Origin of the sequence: Dokdonella ginsengisoli, from assembly GCF_042652785.1 — a bacterium.
In the GTDB taxonomy this organism is placed as follows: Bacteria; Pseudomonadota; Gammaproteobacteria; order Xanthomonadales; family Rhodanobacteraceae; genus Dokdonella_A; species Dokdonella_A ginsengisoli.
Map to the genome: position 1 here is coordinate 156803 of NZ_JBHSHD010000005.1, position 21986 is coordinate 178788.

16 protein-coding genes are annotated in these 21986 nt (G+C 71.6%); 3 read left to right on the plus strand and 13 right to left on the minus strand.

What is annotated here, in order from left to right:
- Positions 1 to 2: 2 nt before the first annotated feature.
- Positions 3 to 1733, plus strand: coding sequence for a glucosamine inositolphosphorylceramide transferase family protein (locus ACFO6Q_RS05240; RefSeq protein WP_380019509.1), 1731 nt, complete (start codon positions 3 to 5; stop codon positions 1731 to 1733).
- Positions 1730 to 2725 carry a UDP-glucose 4-epimerase GalE gene (gene galE, locus ACFO6Q_RS05245; protein ID WP_380019510.1) on the plus strand — a complete coding sequence of 332 codons (996 nt, stop codon included), beginning with the start codon at positions 1730 to 1732 and terminating at the stop codon, positions 2723 to 2725. Before ACFO6Q_RS05240 ends, galE begins: the two co-directional genes overlap by 4 nt.
- Here galE and ACFO6Q_RS05250 read toward each other — a convergent pair.
- A complete protein-coding gene (locus tag ACFO6Q_RS05250) occupies positions 2720 to 3460 on the minus strand; it encodes a YdcF family protein (protein WP_380019511.1) in 741 nt (246 codons plus the stop codon). The two genes, galE and ACFO6Q_RS05250, sit on opposite strands and share 6 nt — an antisense overlap.
- A gap of 199 nt (positions 3461 to 3659) precedes the next feature.
- Between ACFO6Q_RS05250 and ACFO6Q_RS05255 the strand changes: the two genes are divergently transcribed.
- A complete protein-coding gene (locus ACFO6Q_RS05255; RefSeq protein ID WP_380019512.1) occupies positions 3660 to 5102 on the plus strand; it encodes a hypothetical protein in 1443 nt (480 codons plus the stop codon).
- A gap of 886 nt (positions 5103 to 5988) precedes the next feature.
- Here the strand turns inward: ACFO6Q_RS05255 and ACFO6Q_RS05260 are convergent.
- The 12 genes from ACFO6Q_RS05260 to ACFO6Q_RS05315 form a co-directional block, all read right to left on the minus strand.
- On the minus strand, positions 5989 to 7278 hold the full coding sequence (locus ACFO6Q_RS05260) for a TolB-like translocation protein (protein ID WP_380019513.1): 1290 nt from the start codon (positions 7276 to 7278) through the stop codon (positions 5989 to 5991).
- Between the two features lie 355 nt (positions 7279 to 7633).
- Entirely contained in the window at positions 7634 to 8719 is a 1086-nt protein-coding gene (locus ACFO6Q_RS05265; protein WP_380019514.1) for a glycosyltransferase, read from the minus strand.
- 1 nt (position 8720) lies between these two features.
- Positions 8721 to 9818, minus strand: a complete 1098-nt coding sequence (locus ACFO6Q_RS05270) for a hypothetical protein (protein WP_380019515.1) — start codon at positions 9816 to 9818, stop codon at positions 8721 to 8723.
- Complete coding sequence (gene murJ, locus ACFO6Q_RS05275) at positions 9818 to 11374, minus strand: murein biosynthesis integral membrane protein MurJ (RefSeq protein WP_380019516.1); 1557 nt, start codon at positions 11372 to 11374, stop codon at positions 9818 to 9820. The genes ACFO6Q_RS05270 and murJ overlap by 1 nt, the downstream gene beginning before the upstream one ends.
- Positions 11371 to 12705 carry an O-antigen ligase family protein gene (locus ACFO6Q_RS05280; protein ID WP_380019517.1) on the minus strand — a complete coding sequence of 445 codons (1335 nt, stop codon included), beginning with the start codon at positions 12703 to 12705 and terminating at the stop codon, positions 11371 to 11373. The genes murJ and ACFO6Q_RS05280 overlap by 4 nt, the downstream gene beginning before the upstream one ends.
- A gap of 4 nt (positions 12706 to 12709) precedes the next feature.
- Entirely contained in the window at positions 12710 to 14572 is a 1863-nt protein-coding gene (gene asnB, locus ACFO6Q_RS05285; RefSeq protein ID WP_380019518.1) for an asparagine synthase (glutamine-hydrolyzing), read from the minus strand.
- 1 nt (position 14573) lies between these two features.
- Positions 14574 to 15767 (minus strand): glycosyltransferase, encoded by a 1194-nt coding sequence (locus tag ACFO6Q_RS05290; RefSeq protein WP_380019519.1) that lies wholly within the window; start codon positions 15765 to 15767, stop codon positions 14574 to 14576.
- Complete coding sequence (locus tag ACFO6Q_RS05295) at positions 15757 to 17565, minus strand: asparagine synthetase B family protein (protein WP_380019520.1); 1809 nt, start codon at positions 17563 to 17565, stop codon at positions 15757 to 15759. Before ACFO6Q_RS05295 ends, ACFO6Q_RS05290 begins: the two co-directional genes overlap by 11 nt.
- Before the next feature lie 67 nt (positions 17566 to 17632).
- Positions 17633 to 18817, minus strand: a complete 1185-nt coding sequence (locus ACFO6Q_RS05300) for a glycosyltransferase family 4 protein (protein ID WP_380019521.1) — start codon at positions 18815 to 18817, stop codon at positions 17633 to 17635.
- Positions 18807 to 20036, minus strand: a complete 1230-nt coding sequence (locus ACFO6Q_RS05305) for a glycosyltransferase (protein ID WP_380019522.1) — start codon at positions 20034 to 20036, stop codon at positions 18807 to 18809. Before ACFO6Q_RS05305 ends, ACFO6Q_RS05300 begins: the two co-directional genes overlap by 11 nt.
- Positions 20033 to 21190, minus strand: coding sequence for a glycosyltransferase (locus ACFO6Q_RS05310; RefSeq protein WP_380019523.1), 1158 nt, complete (start codon positions 21188 to 21190; stop codon positions 20033 to 20035). Before ACFO6Q_RS05310 ends, ACFO6Q_RS05305 begins: the two co-directional genes overlap by 4 nt.
- Complete coding sequence (locus tag ACFO6Q_RS05315; protein WP_380019524.1) at positions 21187 to 21978, minus strand: polysaccharide deacetylase family protein; 792 nt, start codon at positions 21976 to 21978, stop codon at positions 21187 to 21189. Before ACFO6Q_RS05315 ends, ACFO6Q_RS05310 begins: the two co-directional genes overlap by 4 nt.
- Positions 21979 to 21986 lie beyond the last annotated feature (8 nt).

Genomic DNA, 21986 nt, shown 5'->3' on the forward strand with positions numbered 1-21986 from the left:
CGATGGACTTTTCCGCCGACGCCCCGACCGCGCGTTCGCGCCTGTATCCGGCCCTGCCGGCGGCGACCCGGCGGCTGCGCGTGGTCGCCCTGGTCAGCGGCGTGAACGCGCCGAGCTGGATCGCCGAGACGCTGGCCGCGGTGGTCGACAGCGACGTCGCCGAACTGGTCACCGTCGCCGCGGTGACGGTGCCGCCGCCACGGCATATGCCGCACCTGCTGGAACTGTTCCTGCACGCCGACGCGTGGGTGGCCGGCATCGCGCGCATGGCGACCGCGCGCTGCTCGCTGCCGGGGCGGCTGCCGCAGACCGTGTTCGGCGCGTGTTCGGCGGTGCAGGTCGAGCCGCGCCTGGAACTGTCCGACGAGGACCTGCAGCGGCTGGCCGCGAGCGAGCCGGACCTGATCGTCGCGTTCGGCCTACCGCCGGCGGGGCCGCGCCTGGGCGCGATCGCGCGCCACGGCGTGTGGACCTTCGAGCGCTACGCCGCCGACGCGCTGCGCTCGGCGCTGTGGCTGCTCGATCCGGTCATGCGCGGCGATCCGGTCACGCGCAGCGGACTGGTGCTGCACCTGTCCGACATCGACGACTGGCGCCTGCTGCAACCGCTGCGCAGCGCGACCTCGCAGCTGTCGTTCTCGCGCAACCGCGCCAACCAGCTGCTGCGCACGCCGGCGCTGCTGGTGCGCTCGCTGCGCGAGCTGGCGCAGGGACGCACGCCGGCGCGTCATCCGGCGCCGCGCTTCGAGCCGCCCGGCGCGCTGGCAATGTGCCTGTTCGGGCCGCGCTTCGTGCTGCGCGCGATGCGCCGCCAGCTGCCGCGGCTGGGACGCGTGGAGTCGTGGTTCCTGGCGCTGCGCCGCGGACCGCAGCTGGATCCGGCGGCGCCGAGCTTCGGGCAGTTCCGCCGCATCGATGCGCCGCCGGGGCATTTCTGGGCCGATCCCTGCGCGGTGCGCCACGACGGACGCGACTACGTGTTCGTCGAGGAATACCTGTACGCCACGCGGCGCGGCCGCATCGCCGCGGTCGAGCTGGACGCCGACCTGCGCGCGGTGCGCTCGAGCGTCGCGCTGGAGACGCCGTGGCACCTGTCGTATCCGTGCCTGTTCGACTGGGACGGCGACACCTACATGACGGTGGAATCGTCGGAGAGCCAGCGCGTCACGCTGTATCGCGCGCGGCGCTTCCCCGACCGCTGGGACCTGGTCGCGCACCTGCTGCACGGCTGGAACATCGTCGATCCGACCCTGCACTTCGACGGCACGCGCTGGTACCTGTTCGCCACCGTGAAGGAAAGCGCGCTCAGCTACGACGACCGCATCTGGGACGACCTGTTCCTGTTCTGGGCGCCGACGCCGCTGGGGCCGTGGCGGCCGCATCCGAAGAACCCGATCGTCAGCGACGTGCGCGCGGCGCGGCCGGCCGGGCGCCTGTTCGTGCACGACGGGCGCCTGATCCGTCCGTCGCAGGACTGCAGCGTCGACTACGGCTACGCGGTGGTCTTCAACGAAGTGACCCAGCTGGACACCGAACGCTACGAGGAGCGCCGCGTCGGCCGCCTCGATCCGGCCTGGGACGCGCACCTGAAAGGCTGCCACACGTACTCGGCGCACGCCGGGCTCGAAGTGCTGGATGCGAAGATCCTGGTCGGGCGGCGGCGCGAGCACGAGCCGCAGAGCGCCGCCGCACCGGCGGTTTCCAAGAAACGAATGTCGGAGGACACGCGATGAACGCGGAAACGATCCTGGTCACCGGCGGCGCCGGCTACATCGGCAGCCACGTCGTGCGCCAGCTGCGCGAGGCGGGCGAAAGCGTCGTCGTGCTCGACGACCTCAGCACCGGCTTCCGCGAGGCCGTGCTCGACGCCACGCTGGTGGTCGGGCAGGTCGGCGACGAGGCACTGGTCGAGCGCGTGCTCGCCGAACACGCCGTCGGCACCGTCATGCATTTCGCCGCGCGAACGATCGTGCCGGAGTCGGTCGCCGACCCGCTGCGCTACTACGGCAACAACACGGCGCAGACGCGCAGCCTGCTCGAACGCTGCGTCAAGGTCGGCGTGCGCCACTTCGTGTTCTCTTCCACCGCCGCGGTGTACGGCATTCCCGGCGACGGCCGCGTGCGCGAGGATTCGCCGACGCAGCCGATCAATCCCTACGGAAGCTCCAAGCTGATGAGCGAGTGGATGCTGCGCGACCTCGACGCGATCGGCGCGCTGCGCCATGTGGTCCTGCGCTACTTCAACGTCGCCGGCAGCGATCCGCAGGCGCGCATCGGCCAGAGCACGAAGAACGCCACCTTGCTGTTCAAGGTCGCCTGCGAGGTCGCGCTCGGGCGGCGCACGCAGCTGAGCGTGTTCGGCTCGGACTATCCCACGCCCGACGGCACCGGCGTGCGCGACTACATCCACGTCGAGGACCTGGCCGCCGCGCACCTGCAGGCGCTGCACTACCTGCGCCGCGGCGGCGCCTCGACCACGCTGAACTGCGGCTACGGCCACGGCTACTCGGTGCGCGAGGTGATCGCCGCGGTGGAGCGCGCGCACGGCGCGCCGCTGGCGGTGCTCGAACAGCCGCGCCGCGCCGGCGATCCGCCGTCGCTGGTCGCCGACGCGAGCCGCGCCGGCGAGGTGCTCGGCTGGCGCCCGCGCTACGACGACATCGACGTCATCGCGCGCACCGCGCTGGCCTGGGAACGCCGGCTGGCCGCGGCCTCGCCGTCATGAGCCGGCGCGCAACGCGAGCCAGCGATACCACAGCGAGCCGACGATCTCGTGGATCGCGTCGTCGGCCTTGCGCAGGGCCGAGGCGCGCGGCAGGAAGTAGCCCAGGTCCTGCGGCGGCACGTACACCGAGTCGCTGGCGATCGCGCACGGCTCGAAGCCGGCGGCGCGAAACGCCGCCAGCGCGCGCGGCAGGTGCAGGGCCGAGGTGACCAGGGCGATGCGCACCGGCGGCGGCTGCGGCAGCGCGCGCAGGTTCTGCGCGTTCTCCCAGGTGGTCATCGAGGTCCGTTCGGTGGAGACCGCGTCCGCCGGCACGCCCAGGCGCTGCGCCAGCGTCGCCATCACCACGCTTTCGGGGATGCCGTCGTCGTCGGCGGCGCCGGCGATGTACAGCCGCGCGTCGCGGTTGTGCTCGTGCAGCGCGGCCGCGGCGAGCAGGCGGCGCAGCCCGGTGCCGGACAGCGCGGCGACGTCGCGTTCGTCGGCCGGGTCGCGCTCGAAGCCGCCGCCGAGCACCACGATCGCCGGTGCCGGCCCATGGCACGAGGCCGCATCGTCCGGCGCCAGCTCGACCATCCAGACCAGCGCGTTGGCGCCCAGCGGCGTGGTCGCCACGACGGCGAGCACGGCCAGCGCGGCCGCCAGTCGTCGTGGCAGGCGCCTGCGCGGCAGGACGAGCAGGAGCGCGAACGAGGCGAGCAACCAGGTCAGCGGCGAGAGCAGAAAGTCGATCATGTCGTGCGTATTCCCCACTCGGGCGGCCCATTCCGCGGCGTGCCGGACGCCGCGCGCCGGTACCGGCGCGATTGCACCTGACCGGCACGGTAACGCGCAATCGTTTCGGCCCGGCGCGGCGTTCGATCGGGCGTACACTCGCCCGCCTCCACGCGCTGCGTCGCCGCTGTCGCACCGCTTCCGAACCGGCCGATCGATCATGCCGAAAGCGTTCCCGTCCTGGCTCGTGTTCGTGCTCCTGCTGCTGGCGGCGGGCGCCGCTCCGCCTTCCTTCGCGCGCGAACTGCCGGCGCAACCGGCGTCGACGCGGCAGGCGCCGGCACGCGGCGGCGCGGTGCTCGGCCATTCGCCGCGCGCGCTGCCGTCGCCGCCGCCGATGCTGCAGGCCGGCGGCTGCGCCGCGCTGTACGCGGCCGGCTTCGCGCTGACCTCGGCCTACGAAGCGCCGACGAGCGTGCCCGCGCTGGCGCGTCCGCAGAAGGGCGTGGGCGTGCGCGAGCCGACGTTCGGCACCTGCCTGGTGCGCGCGACCGATCGCCAGGCCGACTACCCGGCCGGCGGCTTCCTGCGCAACGACTACTCGCGCCGCCAGGCATTCAACGCCGACGGCACGCGCTACCTCGCGTTCTCGCCCGACGGCTACTGGCATCAGTACGACGCCGCCAGCTTCCGGCACCTGGGCGTGCTGAAGGGGCTGGCCGGCGACGCCGAGCCGCAGTGGCATCCGCGCGATCCGCACCGCCTGGACTACCTGCCGCTCAACGGCGGCACCGTGATCGACGAGATCGACGTGCGCCGCGGCACCTCGCAGGTGGTGGCGGACCTGAAGGCCGCGCTGCCCGAATGGGGCGCCAGCGCCGAGCACATCTGGACCAAGTCCGAAGGCTCGCCGTCGGCCGACGCGCGCTACTGGGGTTTCCAGGTCGAGAACGGCAAGTTCGAGCTGCTCGGCTTCATGGTCTGGGACCAGCAGGAGCGGCGCGTGGTCGGCACGCGGCAGGCGTCGGACCGTCCCGATCACGTCAGCATGTCGCCGTCCGGCCGCTGGTTCACGATCTCCAGCGACGACGACGGCACCTGGGCCTGGTCGCCGGACTTCGCGCAGAAGAAGAAGCTGCACCACAAGAGCGAGCACTCGGATCTGGCGATCGGCGCCGACGGCCATGACGTGTACGTCTCGATCGACTACCAGAGCAACGGCGGCGACGTGTTCTTCGTCGACGTCGACGCCTGCCCGGCGGTGCCCGCCGACGCACGCAGCGCGCCGGAGTGCCCGCGCACGGTGCTGTTCCGCAGCTACGTGAACGGCAGCGTCGGCGCGATGCACTTCTCCGGCAAGGCCTACGACCGGCCCGGCTGGGCGCTGGTGTCGACCTACGGCACCACGGCCAGCCGCGACGGCAGCCTGCCGTGGTTCGCCGACAAGATCTTCGCGCTGGAGCTGAAGGACAAGCCGCGCGCGCTCGGCATCGCCTACCACCGCAGCATCGGCGTCAGCGGCCTGGGCTACTGGTCCGAGCCGCAGGCGACGGTCGATCGCGGCTTCCGGCGCATCCAGTTTTCCTCGAGCTGGCTGAGCACCAGCGAGGGCGACATCGAGGCGTACCAGGTGCTGTTGCCGGACGGCGCGCTGGGCGAGTGAGGGCGTCGGCGAGGGCGTGAGGTTCGGCGCGTTGCGCGAGAAAGCATTCTCTCGCAGAGCCGCAGAGAGCGCAGAGAGCGCAGAGAGCGCAGAGAGCGCAGAGAGCGCAGAGAGCGCAGAGAAAAGCCCAAAAAAACGATCTTCTTCCCTCTGCGTTCTCCGCGGCTCTGCGAGAAACCTGCTTCGATTCCGGCGTGACGGCAGAAATGGATTCCCGCGTTCGCGGGAATGACGTCGTTCTGGGTTCCGCCTCGAGCCGTGCGCGTCGTGCCCGGACGCTTATGGACGTCATGCCCGCGAAAGCGGGCATCCATCGTCTTGCGGCGTGACCGCGGAGTGGATTCCCGCGGTTGCGGGAATGGCGTGCTTGCGAAGTTCGGAGCGTTGCGAGAAAGCATTCCTCGCAGAGACGCAGAGACGCAGAGAAAAAACTTCAGGTGTCTTCTTCTCTCTGCGTTCTCCGCGCCTCTGCGAGAAACCTGCTTCGATTGCGGCGTGACTGCAGAAATGGATTCCCGCGTTCGCGGGAATGACGTCGTTCTGGGTTCCGCCTCGAGCCGTGCGCGTCGTGCCCGGACGCTCATGGACGTCATGCCCGCGAAAGCGGGCATCCATCGTCTTGCGGCGTGGTCGCGGAATGGATTCCCGCGGTTGCGCGATTGACGTGCCTGCGAGAGGCGGAGCGTTGCGCGGAGGAGCAATGTCTCGCAGAGACGCAGAGAGCGCAGAGAAAAGCCCAAAACGGTCTTCTTCTCTCTGCGTTCTCCGCGCCTCTGCGAGAAACCTGCTTCGATTCCGGCGTGACGGCGGAAATGGATTCGCGCGTTCGCGGGAATGACGTGCGACGTTGGGGCGTTGCGAGGGATCTGCTCCGGCGACCGGCCGCCTAGCGAATCGCCTCGTGCGGCAGCTGGATCAGGTACGCCTCGATGTCGGTCTGGTCGGTGCCGTACCAGCTCGAATTGAACAGGATGCGCGTCAGATCGCGGTTCGTGCTCGACTGCGGCTCGGACCAGTACGCCAGCGGCGAGACGCCGACGCTGTTGTGGCGCGCCAGCTCGTAGACCTGCGGATTGGTGTTCAGCTGCATCGCGAACACCTTGTTGCCGTACCACGGCATGGTGCCGTCGCGGCTGAGCGCGGTGCCGTACGGCGTGATCACGACCCAGCCCGGACGCGCGTAGGCCTTGCCCGAGATGTGCAGCGCGGTCGTGCTGCCGTTGACGTAGGTCGGGAACAGCACGGTACGCGGGCATTCGGGCGGATTGGTCGCGTCCGCCGGCACCGCCGGACAGGCGTCGACGTCGATGTAGAACACGTCGCCGCCGTTGCTCTGGTAGTCGATCGAGACGTACAGGTCATGGCCGTCGGCGCCGATCGCCAGATCCGAGTGCTCGGTCGTGTGGTGCAGCTTCTTCTTCTGCGTGAAGTCCGGCGACCAGGCCCAGGTGCCGTCGAAGCCGGACGTGGTGAACCAGCGGCCGGACGGCGACATGCTGACGTGATCGGGGCGGTACGTGCTCTGCCGGCTGCCGACGAGGCGGTTCTGCACCAGGTCCCAGACGATGAAGCCCAGGGTGGAGAAGCTGCCGTTCTCGACCATGAAGCCCCAGTAGCGCGCGTCGGCCGACGGCGAGCCTTCGGACTTGGTCCAGATGTGCGCGGCGCCCTGCGCCCAGGCGGGCAGGCGGCCGGAGAAGTCGGCCACGGTCTGGCGGGCGCCGGTCTCGACGTTGAGCGAATACAGCACGGTGCCGCCGTTGTTGGGCACGTAGTACAGCAGCGACGGATTGCTGGGATGCCATTGCGGCTCGGCGTCGCCGGCGAGGCCGTCGAGGACATGGATGTAGGCCAGCGAATTGGCGTCATACAGGTGCCAGTAGCCGTTCGAGCCGAACACGAAGAAGCGCGAATTGTCGGCGTTGAACGCCTGGCGGCGCGAATAGTCCTCGCGCAGGAACGCGGCCGGCGGATATTCGACGCGGTGATCGGTGGTGCGCACCATGCAGGTGCCGAAATTCGGCTCGCCGAAGGTCTGACCCTTGGCCGGCCTGGGCGACGCCGCCGCGGCCGAACCGCCGGCGTTGCGGCCTTCGATCAGCGCGAAGGCGTCGGGATAGAAGCCGGCGCAAGGACCTGCGACGGGCGCGAATTCGAAGCTGCCGTCGAAAATCACGTCGCCGGCGGGCGGTTGCGCTGCTTCGGAGTGGGAGACGATGCCGCAAAACGCGGCGGAAAAGGACAGCAAAACGGCGATATTTCGAATAGTCATCTTTTAAGGGACTTCGCGCAGAGGTTCACCGAACCGGAGGGGGAGGCGGCGATTCTGGGAGGCGTATCCGCGCCGAATTGCGATCGGGGTCACGAAAGTTGATCGGCCGCGGCGAGGTCCGATCCGGCTGTCGAATTACGTGATCGCTTTCAAAAAACGCAGACGAATGTCTGCATTTTTCGTTAAATGAAAATGACGGCGCACGGCCGCGCGAAATGCGGCGCAAATGACGCGGGCGGGACGCGGAAAAACGCGCCGGTCAGTACAGGCGCGGCGGGCGCAACCGGCAGAGCAGCCGGATCGGCAGGCCGGCGCGCAGCGCGGCGAGCAGCAGGAAGGCGCGCTTGAACGTGCCCAGTTCGCCACAGCGCAGTGCACGCGAATACGGCACCGGCGGCGGAGTGGAAAGCAGGTTGGCGATCCCGCGCCGGCGCTCGGCCGGTGTGGTGGCGAGCGTCGCCGCGCTGGCGGCGTAGTAGAGCCAGGTCGCGAAAGCGTGCGCGGCGAGGGCCGGAACCGTCTGCGCCAAGCCGGCGCCGGCGGCGACCGCGGTGGCCTCGCGGTAGTAGGCCGCCTGTTCGGCGATGCGCCTGGCGCGCGGCACCTCGCGCTTGGCGAAGTACTGGCTGGTCAGCGAGTCCGGCGAATGGACGTAGTGGTACAGCGCCTGGTCGACGTAGGCGAGGCGTCGGGCGTGGGCGAGGAAGGCCATGAGGAACAGCGCGTCCTCGTGCATCGAGATCGCCTCGGCGAAGCGCAGGTTCTCGCGCTCCAGCAGGCTGCGCCGGAACAGGCAGGTCCAGACGAAGCCATGCACCGCGGCGGCGTCGCCCAGGCCGGCGAGCGGCTTCAGCCAGCCGCGCACGAGCGCCTCGCGGTCGTGCGTGCCGGCGGCGAAGCCTTCGATGTTCGAGCCGGAGCGCTCCTCGCCGGCGCCGATGAAGTAGCGGCAGACGGCGAGGTCGGCGTCGTGTTCGAGCGCCGCCGCGTGCAGGCGCTCGAACATGGCCGGCTCGGCGAAGTCGTCGGCGTCGCAGAAGCCGACGAACTCGCCGCGCGCGCGCGCCAGGCCGACATTGCGTGCGCGGCTGCAGCCGCCGTTCGCCTGCCGCACGTGCACGAGGTTGGCGTGGTCGCGCGCGTAGCGCTCGCAGATCGCGGCAGTGCCGTCGACGGAACCGTCGTCGACCACGACGATCTCGATGCCGGCCAGACTCTGCCGCAGCAGCGAGTCGAGGCAGCGTTCCAGTCGATCCTGCGCGTTGTAGGCGGGCACGATCACGCTGACCGCCGGAGCGGTCTTCACGCAGGCATCGCTCGGGACCGGCACGGCGTCGACGGACACGTCAGACCGGCTCGGAGCGCGACAGCGCGGTCTGCAGCGAGGCGGCGACCAGCGCATCCGGCCGCCCGTGCCCGCGGTAGTAGTCGAAGTTGGCCTGCATCATGCGCGTGCGCTCGGCAGCGTCATCCATCAGGCGGCGCACGGCGGCGGCGCAGGACGGGGCGTCGTGGAACTCCAGGTAGTGGTTGCCGGCCGCGAACGGCCCCGGCAGGCGCATGTACAGGTGCTCGGAAACGATCGCGCGCGACATCGCCAGGTACTCGGCGAACTTCCAGCCGATCGAGCGGTGCAGCCCGCTGCTGGCGATGCAGATCGGATGTTCGCGCACCAGGGCGAGGTAGTTGCGCTTGCGCGTCAGGCGCGCGTCGTCCACGACCAGGTCGGGATGGGCGCGCCGCGCGAACGGCGTGGCGCGGAAGCCGCAGGTGGCGCGCTCGCCGAACTCCTCGCGCAGCGCGCGCATGCAGCCGGCGCGCAGCGCGTTGATGACGAGGCGTTCGGCGGCGGTTTCCGCCGACGGCGCGGTGTCGGGATCCCAGGCTTCGGCGAGGAACAGTACGCGCGGCGGCAGGTCGAGCGGCGGCGGCGCCTCGAGGTCGGACAGGCGCGGCGTGAACAGGCGGTCGCCGAGCAGGCGATCGAGCCCGAGCGCGCGCAGGCCGGACTTCAGCCGTTCCGGGCCGTGCAGCAGGCGCGAGCGCTGCCATGCCGGCAGGCTCGGCGCGGCGTCGTGCACCCACACGTTGGCGCCGAGCGGCAGCACGCACTCCGGCGCCGCGCAGGCGGCCACCTGGGCTTCTTCCCAGCTGCGCTTGAAGTAGACGTCGACGCGCTCGAGCAGCTCGGCGTTCACCTCGCTCGCGTCGTGCACGTCGTAGCCGATGCGCAGCCCTTCGGCCACGACGACCAGATGCGAGGCGCGCACGTCGACGAGATGCGCCGGCAGGTCGGGCTGGTGGAAATCGGTCGGCAGCAGCCGCTGATGCAGGCGGATGCGTCCCTGCCGCGCGAGCATGCCGAAGCCGGCGTAGATCTGCTGCAGGTGCGGCTCGTCGGCCTGGCACAGCAGCTCGCAGGAGATGGGCTCGGCGCGCGTCATCAGGCGGTGCTCCGTTTTCGGTGCAGGCGGGCCGTGATCGCGGTGACGGCGTCGAGCAGGTCGGGCTGGCGCAGGCGCCAGGCCACGGCAAGCGCGATGGCCAGCGCCGGCAGCGCCACCAGGCAGTGCGCCAGCGCGCGCAGCCAGTTGCCGTCGGAAGGGCCGATCAGACGGTTCGCCGGCAGCACGATCGCGACCAGCACCGCGCACGGCACTACCACGCTGGCGAGTTCGCGGCCGAAGCCGGGCGGCCACGGCACGCGCAGCAGGCGTCGTACGGCCCAGGTCGACAGCACGGCCGACTGGATCGCCGCGATCAGCGTCGACAGCGCGATGCCGCGCAGGCCCAGTTCGCGCGCCCACAGCGCGTTGAGCGCGATGCAGGTCAGCACGCCGGCGAGGCCGATGCCGACCTGCGTCCACGCCCAGCGCGCGGCGTGCAGCACGCGGTAGCTGAAGTAGGCGTGTGCGCGCGCGATCACCACCAGCGAGAGGAAGCCCAGCGCCTCGACCGTGAGCAGGGTCGAGCGCGCGTCGAAATGTCCGCGCTGCAGCAGCAGCTCGACCACCGGCTGCGCCAGCAGCGCGAGCAGGGTCGCGCACGGCAGCGTCAGGAACAGCAGGAAGCGCACGCCGTGCGCGTAGGTCGCGGCCGCGCCGGCGGAGTCGCCGGCCGCGAACAGGCGGCCGAGCGGCGGGTAGTAGGTGGTGATGACGGCCTGCGCGAACACTTCCAGCGGCAGGTAGGCGAGCATGCTGGCGTAGCTCAGCGCCGAGATCGAGCCCGAATCGAGCAGCGAGACGAAGTACTGGTCGACGAAGCCGGTCAGCATCGCGCCGGCCGAACCGACGAACAGAGGCAGCAGGTGCGCGAACGGCGCGCGGAAATCCTCGTGCGCGTAGTCGAATGCCGGCCGCACGCTGCTCGCCAGCAGGTCGCGGTTGCCGATCACCAGCAAGGTGGCTTGCAGCGCGTAGCCGAGGATCACGCCCCAGATCAGCGCGGTGACGCCGGCGCTGTGCGCGAACAGCAGCGCGCAGGCGACCACCGCGATGTTGTTGACGATGCCTTCCATTCCGGGCAACACGAAACGCTCGCGCGCCAGGCTCAGCGCCGACAGCAGCGAGGACATCGTGATCAGGCCGACGCACGGCAGCAGCATGCGGGTCAGCGTCACCGCGCGATCGTGCGTGTCCGGCGCCAGGCCCGGCGCGAGCAGGCGCACCAGCGATCCGGCCTGCACGTACATCAGCACGCTGCCGCCGAGCGCGAGCAGCAGCACCAGGGTCAGCAGCGTGTTGGCGCCGCGCCAGACGTCCGGGCCGGTGCGCCCGGCGAGCTTGGCGACGAAGCGCGGCACGAAGGCGACGGTCAGCGTCGAGGTCAGCAGGCCCGGCAGCAGCAGCGGCAGCGAGTAGGCGACCCAGAACGCATCGAGCATGCCGGAGGTGCCGAACAGGCCCGCCACCAGCAGCGTCTTGCCCAGCGCCAGCAGCTTGCCGCCGAGGTTCAGCCCGGACAGCACGATCGTCGCCTTGCGCGAGCCGGCGCTCACGGCTCGCCTCCGCGGCGGCCACGCAATCCGGGCTGGCTGCGCGCGAGCAGCGGGAAGCGTTCCAGCATGCTCTCGCGCGGGTCCTCGTCGGTGGCCTGTGTCACGGTCGGCCGCGATTCCTGCTTCAGGCGCATGTAGCGCTCGAGCAGGCCGCACAGGATCCAGTAGGTTCCGAAGACGTTGTTCTCCAGGAACGGGCTGCCGTAGAGGTTGCCCAGCGCGGCGCTGATCGTGGTCACGGTGAACCCCACCGCCAGCGCGCGCGCCTCGGGATCGTCGTCGGGCACGTTGCGGCGCAGGAAGCCGGTCAGGCGGAACAGCGCGTAGAACACGAACAGCAGCGCGGCCAGTCCCTGCACGCCCATCTCGGCCAGCGTCAGCACGTAGAAGTTGTGCGCGTCGTAGCCCTTGTGGCTGGAGTAGTTGCCGATCTGCGTCTTGAAGCGGTTCAGGCCGACGCCGAGCGGATGCTCGGACCACATCGCGATCGCGCCGGACCAGATCTCCCAGCGGCTGGTGGTGCTCTCGTCGAGCACCTCGGCGCCGTGCGTGTCGCGCTGCTTGGTCTCGGCCACGCGCTGGTTCACGCTTTCCGGCAGCAGGCCCGACATCGACACCAGCGCCGCGCCGAGCACGACCGCGAGCACGATGTTGCGCCGGAGCAGCAGCAGCGCCGCGCCGGCGATCGCGATGAAGTACGACTGGCGCGAGTAGGTGACCAGGACCGCCATCGCCAGCAGGCCGATGCCGGCAATCGCCGCCAGCCGCCACAGGCGCTGCTTGCGCATGAACAGCGCCAGGCCGACGAACATCGGCAGGAACATCGCGTAGTAGATGCCGGCGCGGTTGGCGTCGCGGTAGTCCGGGCCGAACGGGCCGGACGCGCGATGCGTCTCGTTGTAGGTGCCGATGCCGTAGTCCAGGCCCTGCCGCACGGCCTGCAGGCCGGCCAGCGCGGCGACCGCGAGCACGGCGATGATCAGCAGCCGCGTCGTCGCCAGGTCCTGCCGGCAGCGCAGATACATGAAGTACAGCAGCGGCGACACCAGCGCGTTGCGCAGGTAGTTCACGTCGAGCATGAAATCGCCGGGCGCGGCCATCTGTGCCAGCACGAAGGCCTGCAGCAGCGCGGCGAAGAACACCACGATGGCCGACTTCAGCAGCGCCGGCTCGCCCTGCAGCGCGTCCTTCTCCGAGCGCGCCAGGATCGCGACCAAGGTCACCGCGAACAGCATGTTGGGCAGGTTGACGCCGGGAATGCCGGTCTCGAACGAGTAGTGGCCCTGGTAGACCGTGTAGAGGATCTGGAACAGCAGCAGGGCGCGCAGCATGGCGTCAGGCCGGCACGACGCCGTCGAGGAAGCGCCGCGCCCACGATTCCAGCGAGACGATCGACCACAGGATCTCGCCGTGGTCGGCGTCGCCGGCCACGTGCGCGGCCAGATGCGCGGCGGCCACGTTCGCGTCGAGCAGGCCGCGCTCGCGGAACGCGCGGCTGCCGATCACGTCGGCGGCCAGCTCGCGCAGGTCGCCGCGGAACCAGTCGGCCAGCGGGATCGCGAAGCCCTGCTTCGGCTTGGACAGCTGCGCCGGCGGCAGCCAGCGCTCGGCGACCTTGCGCAGCAGGTACTTGCCGCGGCCGTCGCGCACGCGCAGCTCGTGCGGCAGGCGCACGGCGAATTCGACCAGGCGATGGTCGAGCAGCGGCGCGCGGCCCTCCAGCGAATTGGCCATCGCGGTGCGGTCGAGCTTGACCAGGATGTCGTCCGGCAGGTAGCTGTGCAGGTCGATCGCGACGATGCGGTCGAGCGGATCGCCATCCGGCACCTCGCGCAGGATCGCATCGAGCCCGCGATAGTGGTCCGGCTCGGCGCGGCCGAGCAGCGCCGCGGCGGTGTCCGCGCGCGTCAGCGCGACGCCGCTGAGGTAGTCGTCGGGAAAGGTCTGCGCCAGGCGTTCGCCGATGCGCCGCAGCCGGTAGCCGCGGCTGCCCGGCAGCAGGTGCCCGCCGGCGCGCGCGGCCAGCGCGGCGAGCGGGCGCGCCGCGCCGAGCCGGCGCAGGCGCAGGTAGCGCAGGTAGCGGTCGTAGCCGGCGAGGGCCTCGTCGCCGCCGTCGCCGGTCAGCACCATCTTGACGCTGCGCCGCGCCAGCTGCGCGACGAGGTAGGTCGGGATCGCCGACGAATCGGCGAACGGCTCGTCCAGGTGCCAGACGAGCTTTTCGAACAGCTCCACCGCGTCCGGCTCGACGATGAACTCGTGATGGTCGGTGCCGAAATGCTGCGCGACGCGGCGCGCGTCGGACAGCTCGTTGAACGCGTCCTCGCGGAAGCCGATCGAGAACGTGCTGACCGGCCGGTTCATCTGCCGCGCCATCAGCGCGACGACCACGCTCGAGTCGAGCCCGCCGCTGAGGAACGCGCCGAACGGCACGTCGGCGACGAGACGGCTCGACACCGCCTGCTCCAGCAGCGATTCCAGTTCGTTTTCCGCGTCGGCCTCGGACAGGCCGGCGCGCTGGCCGAATTCCAGCGTCCAGTAGCGATGCAGGCTGCAGCGGCCGCCGGCGTAGCGCAGGTAGTGCGCCGGCGGCAGCTTGCGCACGCCGGCGAAGATGCTCGCCGGCGCCGGCACGTAGCCGAAGCACAGGTACGACTGCACCGCGTCGGCGTCGATCTCGCGGCGGAAGCCCGGCACCTGCAGCAGCGACTTCAGCTCGCTGGCGAAGGCCAGGCGGCGGCCGTCGTCGTCGTAGAACAGCGGCTTCTCGCCGAAGCGGTCGCGCGCCAGCAGCAGCGTGCGCGAGCGCGCGTCCCAGATCGCGATGGCGAACATGCCGTGCAGGCGCTCGAAGCAGCGTTCGCCGAACTCGAGGTAGCCGTGCACGATGACTTCGGTGTCGGACTGCGTGGCGAAACGGCAGCCGCGCTGTTCCAGCTCGGCGCGCAGCTCGCGGTAGTTGTAGATCTCGCCGTTGAACACGACCTGCACCTGGCCGCCGGCGCCGTGCAGCGGCTGGTGGCCGCCGGCGAGGTCGATGATCGACAGGCGGCGCATGCCGATCATCGCCTGCTCGTCGCGGTAGATGCCTTCGTCGTCCGGGCCGCGGTGCACGATCGCCGCGTTCATCGCGCGGCCGACGCTTTCCTCCGCCAGCGGCTGCCCCGGCGCGGCGACGATGCCGACGATGCCGCACATGTCAGTGCTCCCTCGCGACGACGGCGACGTCGTCGGCGATCGTGGCGGGCGCGGCGCCGCGGTACAGCGCGAGCAGCCGCGCGACGACGCGCTCCAGCCCGGCGCGGCGCTCGACGTCGGCGCGTCCCTGGCGGCCGAACGCGCGCAGCGCCTCCGGCGGCATCGACTGCGCCTCGCGCAGCGCCGCGGCGAGCGCGTCGGCGTCGCCGACCGGGAACAGCCAGCCGTTGCGCCGCGTGACGATGAAGTCCTCGCTGCCGCTGACCTCGCTGGCGATCACCGGCAGGCCGCTGGCCATGAATTCGAGCAGCGAGTTGGACAGTCCTTCGATGATCGACGGCAGCACCGCGACGTCCGCGCCGGCCAGCGCCTGCTCGACGTCGTCGCGATGGCCGGCGAAGGACAGCTGCGCGGCGATGCCCAGTTCGTCGGCGAGCGCGCGCAGCTTGGCCTCGTCCTCGCCCTTGCCGATCAGCTGCAGCTGCGCCGCGCCCGCCTGCGGGAACGCGCGCTGCCAGCCGCGCAGCAGGGTGTCCAGGCCCTTGTGCTGCTGCAGGCGGCCGACGTAGACCACGCTCAGCGGCGCGTCCGCGCGGCGCGGCGCGCGCTCGGCGCGGAAGCGCTCGACGTCGACCGCGTTGGGCAGCTGCACGACCAGTTCGCCGGGCAGGCCGCGCGCGACCGCCTCGCGGCCGATGCGCCGGCTGATCGCCTGGTAGGCGGTCGCGCGACGCAGCAGCGACTTGAACCAGCGCGTGGCCGCGCTCGGCTGCGGCACCAGCAGGCCGCGCTCCAGTTCCCACTGCCCGGTGAACTTGACGATCACCGGCAGGCGCAGGCACCGGCCTTGCGCGCAGCACAGTGCGGCGAGGTAGTGCGCGATGTGCGCGTGCAGCGCGTCGTAGCGGTGCCGGCGGCGGCGCAGGAACAGCAGCAGCCGCGTCCACAGCACCAGGCTGCCGAAGCCGCTCACGCGCGGGTAGGCCAGGCGGCACACCGGCAGGCCGTCGACGCGCTCGACGCGTCGCTGCGGTCCGTTGGCGAACAGCGGCGTCAGCACGGTCACGCGGTGGCCGAGCCGGCGCAGCGCGCGGCCGAGCGTGCGCACCTGCGACTCGGCGCCGCCGCCGCCGTACGACGGAAACGGGCTCTCCAGCACCATGAGGATGCGCAGCGGGCGCGAATCAGCGGCCATCGAGATGCCTGCGCAGCCACAGTTCGAGCACCAGCATCTGCCAGATCGCGCCGGAATGGTCCCAGCTGCCGCGCATGTGTTCGTCGATCAGCGCTTCCACGCAGCCCGGCTCGAACCAGCCGCGCTGGCGCGTGCGCGCATCGAACAGCACGCCCTTGACCGTTTCGATGAAGGCCGGGTCGCTGCGCAGCCAGACCGCGATCGGCAGGCCGAAGCCCTGCTTCTTCTTGCGCAGGATCGCCTCCGGCAGCACCTGCGCCATCGCGCGCTTGAACAGGTAGCGCTTGTGCGTGCGGCGCACCTTGTACTGCGCCGGCAGGCGCCCGGTGTAGGCGACCAGGGCCGGATCGACGTACGGATAGCGCACGCTGACGCCGCTGGCCTTGCACGCGCCGTGCACCTTGACCAGGTCGTTCTGTGCGATCGCCATCGAAAGGTCCAGGCGCATGATCCGGTGCAGCGGGCTGGCCTCGCCGCCGCGCGCGTACAGCTCGCGCATGAACTCCAGCGAGGCATCGCGGCCGACCTCGGCGCGGAACGCCGGGGTGAGCAGCTTCTCGTAGTAGTCCGAGGCGAACGAATCGTCGGTGTAGAAGCGGTCCGGATTGGGCAGCGAGGAGCGGCGGAAGAAGTTGTCCACTCGCTGCAGGAAATGGTTCGCGCTGCGCCCGGCGCCGCGGCCGACGGCGCGGCCGAGCGCCTTCAGCGGCGGCGGCAGGCGATAGAACGATTCCATCACCCAGTCCTTGGCGTAGCGCTGGTTGCCGCCGAAGATCTCGTCGCCGCCGTCGCCGGCGAGCAGCACGTCGACGCCGTGGCGGCGCGCGAGGTCGGCGCAGGCCAGGGTCGGCACCGCCGAGGCGTTGCCGAACGGCTGGTCGTAGTGGCGCACGATGGAGTCGACCAGCGAGGTCGTCTGCTCGCGGCCGACCGTGGCGAAGGACGGCTCCGCGCCGCAGGCTTCGGCGGCGAGCCGCGCGAAATCCAGCTCGTCGTAGCCGGCCTCGGCGAAGCCGATCGAGAAGCTGCGCACGCGCCGCGGCGGCTGCTGGTGCGCGAGGATCGACACGATGCTGGAGCTGTCGGTGCCGCCGGACAGGAAGCAGCCCCACGAATCGGCCTCGCCGCCGGGGCGGTAGTCGTGCACCGTCTCGACGATGCGTTCGCGCAGGTCGGCGGCGAGCCGGTCCTCGTCGCCGTGCAGGTCCTGCGGATACTCGGGCAGGAAGTAGCGCTCCAGATGCAGCGTGCCGGCCTCCCAGCTCGCGCGGGTGCCGGGTTCGACGTGGGCGATCTCGCGGCAGATCGTGTGCGGCGCCGGGATGCAGCCGAAGTTGAGGTAGTGGTAGACCGCCACCTTGTCGATCGTGCGCGCGCACTGCGGCAGCGCCGCGAGCAGACGCAGGTCGCTGGCCACGTAGAGGCCGTCGGCGTGGCGGAACACGTACAGCGGCAGGGTCGAGAAGTGGTCGGTCACGGCGACCAGGCGTTCGCGGCCGGGCTGCCACAGCAGCTGCGCGAAGCGGCCGCGCCAGCCGTTCTGGACGACCGGGCCGGCGTAGGCGGCGGCGCCTTCGGCGAGGTCGCCGTCGACCAGGTCGGCCACGGCCAGCCAGTGCGTGCCGTCGGCTGTCACGCCGTGGCGCACCGCGCCGCGCACCGCGATGGCGATGCGTTCGTCCCCGCTCGGCAGGCGCGTGTAGCCGTCCGGAACCGCCAGGGCGGGCGCCGCGGCCGTGCCGATCGCGAGCAGCAGGTCGCCGATGACGCTGATGGGCGGGGGAGTGGGGTTGGACACGTGCAATCCTGGGCCTGCGGCGGGTCGTTCGTCGCGCGGCGGTCGCCCGCCGTGCGTCGGTGATGATTCAGCAAATCTTCGCGTAGACCGCCTCGGTGCGGCGGACCAGCGTTTCGATACGGTATTGCGTGCGCACCTGTTCGGATGCGGCGGCGGCGAGCCGAGCGCGCAGGGTAGCGTCAGAGCTGAGCGACTGCATGCGTTCGGCCAGCTGCGCCGCGTCGCCGGAGCGGAACAGCAGCCCGGTGCGGCCGTCGTCGACGATCTCGGGATTGCCGCCGACGTCGGAGGCCAAGGTCGCGCAGCCGGCGTCCATCGCCTCGAGCAGCACGTTGGAAAGGCCTTCCTCGCGCGAGGGCAGCACCAGGAAGTCGGCCGCGGCCATCAGCCGGCGGCTGTCGCTGCGCTCGCCGAGCAGGCGCAGGTCGTCGTCCAGCCCGAGCGCCGTGCTGCGCGCACGCAGGTCGGCTTCGAGCGGACCGCCGCCGGCGAGCAGGAACAGCGGCCGCCGCCCCGGTGCGATGCGCGCCAGCGCGTCGAGCAGCAGCGGCAGGTTCTTCTCGACCACCAGGCGGCCGACGAACAGGCCCAGGCTGCGTCCCGGCGTCGCGCCGAGCTGCCCGCGCAGCGCGTCGCGGTCGACCGGCTGCGCCAGCGGCTCGATGCCGTTCGGGATCACCTCGATGCGCTCGAGCGGGAAGCCGGTGCGCCGCGCGGTCTCCTGCGCGCCGGCGCGCGCGTTGGACACGACCGCGTCGGCGCGGCCGAGGATCCAGCGCTTGAAGCGCCACTGGGTCGGCGAGTAGTCCAGGCACAGGCCGCGCACCGAGGCGACGAACGCGCTGTCACGCGCCGCCCACAGCACCGCGCGCACCCACAGCTCGGCGGTGAACGAAAAGCAGTGCACGACGTCGTAGCGCCCGCTGCGCAGCGCGCGGGCCAGACGCCACGCGAACGCCGCATCGATGCGGCCGCGCTTGGGCAGCTCGATCACCTCGACGCCGGCGGCGAGCAGCTCGTCGACGAGGAACGAGCGCTTGCGGAAGTAGATCAGCGTCGGCTGCCAGCGCGTGCGGTCGAGGTTCTTCAAAAAATGCGTGATCTGGCGCTGGCTGCCGCCCACTTCCATCTCGTCGGTGACCACCAGCAGCTTCTTCACCGCGACGCGGGTGGCCTCGCGCGCGCCGGCGAGGGACTCCGGTGCGGATTCGCGCGGCAGCGGCGACAGCGGCACGGGCGTCTCAGCGCGCATGGGCCACCTGCCGGAACAGGTCGAGCAGCTTGCCGGCCTCGATGCGCGCGTCGAACTCGCGTTCCACGCGCGTGCGCGCGGCGGCGGCCACGGCGTCGCGCAGGTCGGCGTCGGCGAGCAGGCGGCGCAGGGCGGCGGCGAGCGCGGCGGGGTCGCGCTCGGCCACGAGCAGGCCGTCGCGGCCGTCGGCGACCAGTTCCGGGATGCCGGAGACGAAGGTGCTGACCACCGGCGCGCCGACCGCCATCGCCTCCATCAGCGCGACCGGGATGCCGTCGCGGTTGCCGTCGTCGGTGACCACGCTGGGCAGCACGAAGCAGGCGGCCTCGTGCAGCAGCGCGCGCACCTCGGCCTGCGGGCGCGCGCCGAGCAGCTCGATGCGGTCGCGCAGGCCGTGGCGCGCAATCGCCGCTTCCAGCGCGGCCTGCTGCGGGCCTTCGCCGACGATGCGGCAGCGGAAGCGCACGCCGTCGGCGGCGAGCAGGGCGAGCGCCTCGACCAGCACGTCGAAGCCCTTGATCGGGTCGAGCCGGCCGACGGCGGCGATCAGGTCGCCGGCGCGGCCGTCGCGGCGGAAGGCGAAGGCCGGCAGGTCGACGCCGCAGTGCACGACGTGCAGCCGCTCGCGTGCCAGCGGGGTGACGCGCTCGCTGAGCCAGTCGACGCCGTAGCGCGAGATCGTCACCGGAAGATCGGCCCTGCCCAGTTTCTCCAGCAGCAGATGATCGTCGACGAAGATGTCGTGCGCGTGCGCGGTGAAGCCGAACGGCTTGCGCAGCGCTGCCGCCAGGCTCATCGCCACGGTCGACGGATAGGTGGCCCAGTGCGCGTGCAGCAGGTCCGGATCGAACGCGCCGATCCAGCGCAGCTGCGCCATGCCGCGCATCAGCGCGACCAGCGACTTGGCCAGCGCCGCCGGCTGCGCGCGCAGGCGCCAGGCGATGCGCAGCGCGGCGCCGCCGAACACGCGCGGATGGCGCAGCCAGGCGCCGAACGCGGCCGCCGCGTCGCGCAGCGTGCCGCCCGGATGGCGCACGCGCGGCAGCAGCTCGGCGGCCTGCGGCTGCACGAATTTCTCGCCCGGCGGCTTCAGCGACAGGATGCGCACGTCGACGCCGGCGGCGACCAGGGTGGCGATCTCGCGCGCGATGAAGGTTTCCGACCAGCACGGAAACAGCGACACCACGTACAGCACGCGCAGCGGCCGCTCGGCGCTCATGGCGAGACCGTGTCCGAAGGCCGCGTCACCGACCACAGGTGGGTCTGGCGTCCGCGCAGGAAATCGACCAGGCCCAGCACCGCGTAGCCGTTCATGCGCACGAAGGTCGCGGCGATGCGCAGCGGCAGGTGGCGCAGCAGCGCGGGACGGGCGATGCCGGCCAGCGCGGCGGCGTAGAAGGCGAGCTGCGCGAGCAGCAGCAGCGCCCACTTCGGCGAGGTCGGCGCCAGCACGAGGTTGCTGGCGAACAGGATCAGCATCAGCCACGGCGCCAGCAGGCGCAGCCACTTGTGGCCCCACAGACGCCAGCCGAGCGGATGCGCCCACGGCAGCAGCAGCGCCGGCTCGCGCGCGATCAGCTGGAAGTTGCCGGCCAGCGTGCGGCGCTTGCGCCCGGCTTCGAGCGCGGCGTCGCGCGAGGGACGGTCCCAGGCGCGCGCGTCGGCGGCGAACACCACGCGCGCGCCGCCGCGTGCGATGCGCAGCGGAATCCACAGGTCGTCGAGGATCAGGCCCGGCGGAATCGGCGGCAGCAGCGCGCGCCGCGCGGCGTACAGCGCGCCGCTGACGCCGACGACCGAGCCGCTTTCCGATTCGGCGCGGCGGATCTGTTTCTCGTAGCGCCAGTAGAAGTCCACGCCGCCGGCGATGCCGCCTTCCTCGCGCTCGAACATCAGCTCGCCGCTGACCGCGCCGACGGCGGGATCGGCGAGCGGGCGCAGCAGGGCGCGGAGCGCGTCCGGCTCCAGGCGCTGGCGCACGTCGACGAAGACCACCACCTCGGCGCGCAGCTGCGGCACCACGTCGCCCAGGCACGCGGACTTGCCGCGTCGGATCGGGAACACGTAGCGCTGCAGACGCGGATCGTCGCAGTCGTGCAGCACGGTGGCGGTCAGGTCCTCCGAGCCGTCGGAGGCGACGTGGAAGCGCAGGCGTTCGGGCGGATAGTCCAGCGCGCGCAGGTTGTCGAGCTTGGCGGCGAGGTCGGCGGCGGCGTTGTGCACGACCAGCACGATGTCCACGTCCGGTTCGATCGCCGCCGCGTCGATCGCGCGCGGCGTCAGGCGCGCGCGCAGCCACATCGCCACGGCGTAGCCGACGAAGGTGTAGGCCAGGGCGAGGAAGCTCACCGCGAACCACAGGCGCGGGCTCATGCGCCGCTCCGCTGCGGGCCGAGCAGGCGCGCCCGCGCGCGCTCGTAGGCGCGGTCGCCGAGCGCGCGCTTGGCCAGGCCGAGCACTGCGTAGCGCAGCTGCGCGCGGGCCACGCCGCGGCCGTCGAGCCAGGCGCGCAGGCCGTCCTCGTCGAGCTGCGCGGTGACCGCCATGCGCGGCAGCAGCGCAACCCCGGCGGACAGGAAGCCGGGCTGCGAATTGAGCACGTGGCTGTAGCCGGCTTCCGCGGCGAGCGCGGGCAGGTCGGCCGGCATGCGACCGCCGGGCGGGGCGAGCAGGCGCACCGGCTGGCCGATCGCGTCCTCGATCGAGGCGCGCGAGCGGTGCAGGTCCTCGCGCAGCTCGGCCGGACTCAGCGCGGTGAAATAGCGATGGTCCCAGCCGTGCGACTGGATCGACATGCCCAGGCGCGCCATTTCGCGCAGCTGCGCCCAGTCGGCGAAGCCGTCCGTGCCCACGCGCGCGGGATTGACGAAGAAGTCCGCGCTCGCGCCGTGCTCGAGCAGCGACGGCAGGGCGAGCGCGTAGTTGCTGAGGTGGCCGTCGTCGAAGGTCAGCACGATCGCGCCGGGCCGTGCGCCGCCGAGCCAGTCGCGCGCGCTCGATCCGCCGCCGTGCGCGGCGAGCAGGCGCAGGTGCGCGTCGAAGCGCGGCGCCGGCACGCTGTAGTGCAGGTCCTGGCCGGCCGGCGGGCTGCCGGGGCCGGTCAGCGCGTGGTACATCAGCGCGACGCGGCGGCCGGCGGTCGGTGGGGATGCGGAGGTCATGCGGGCGG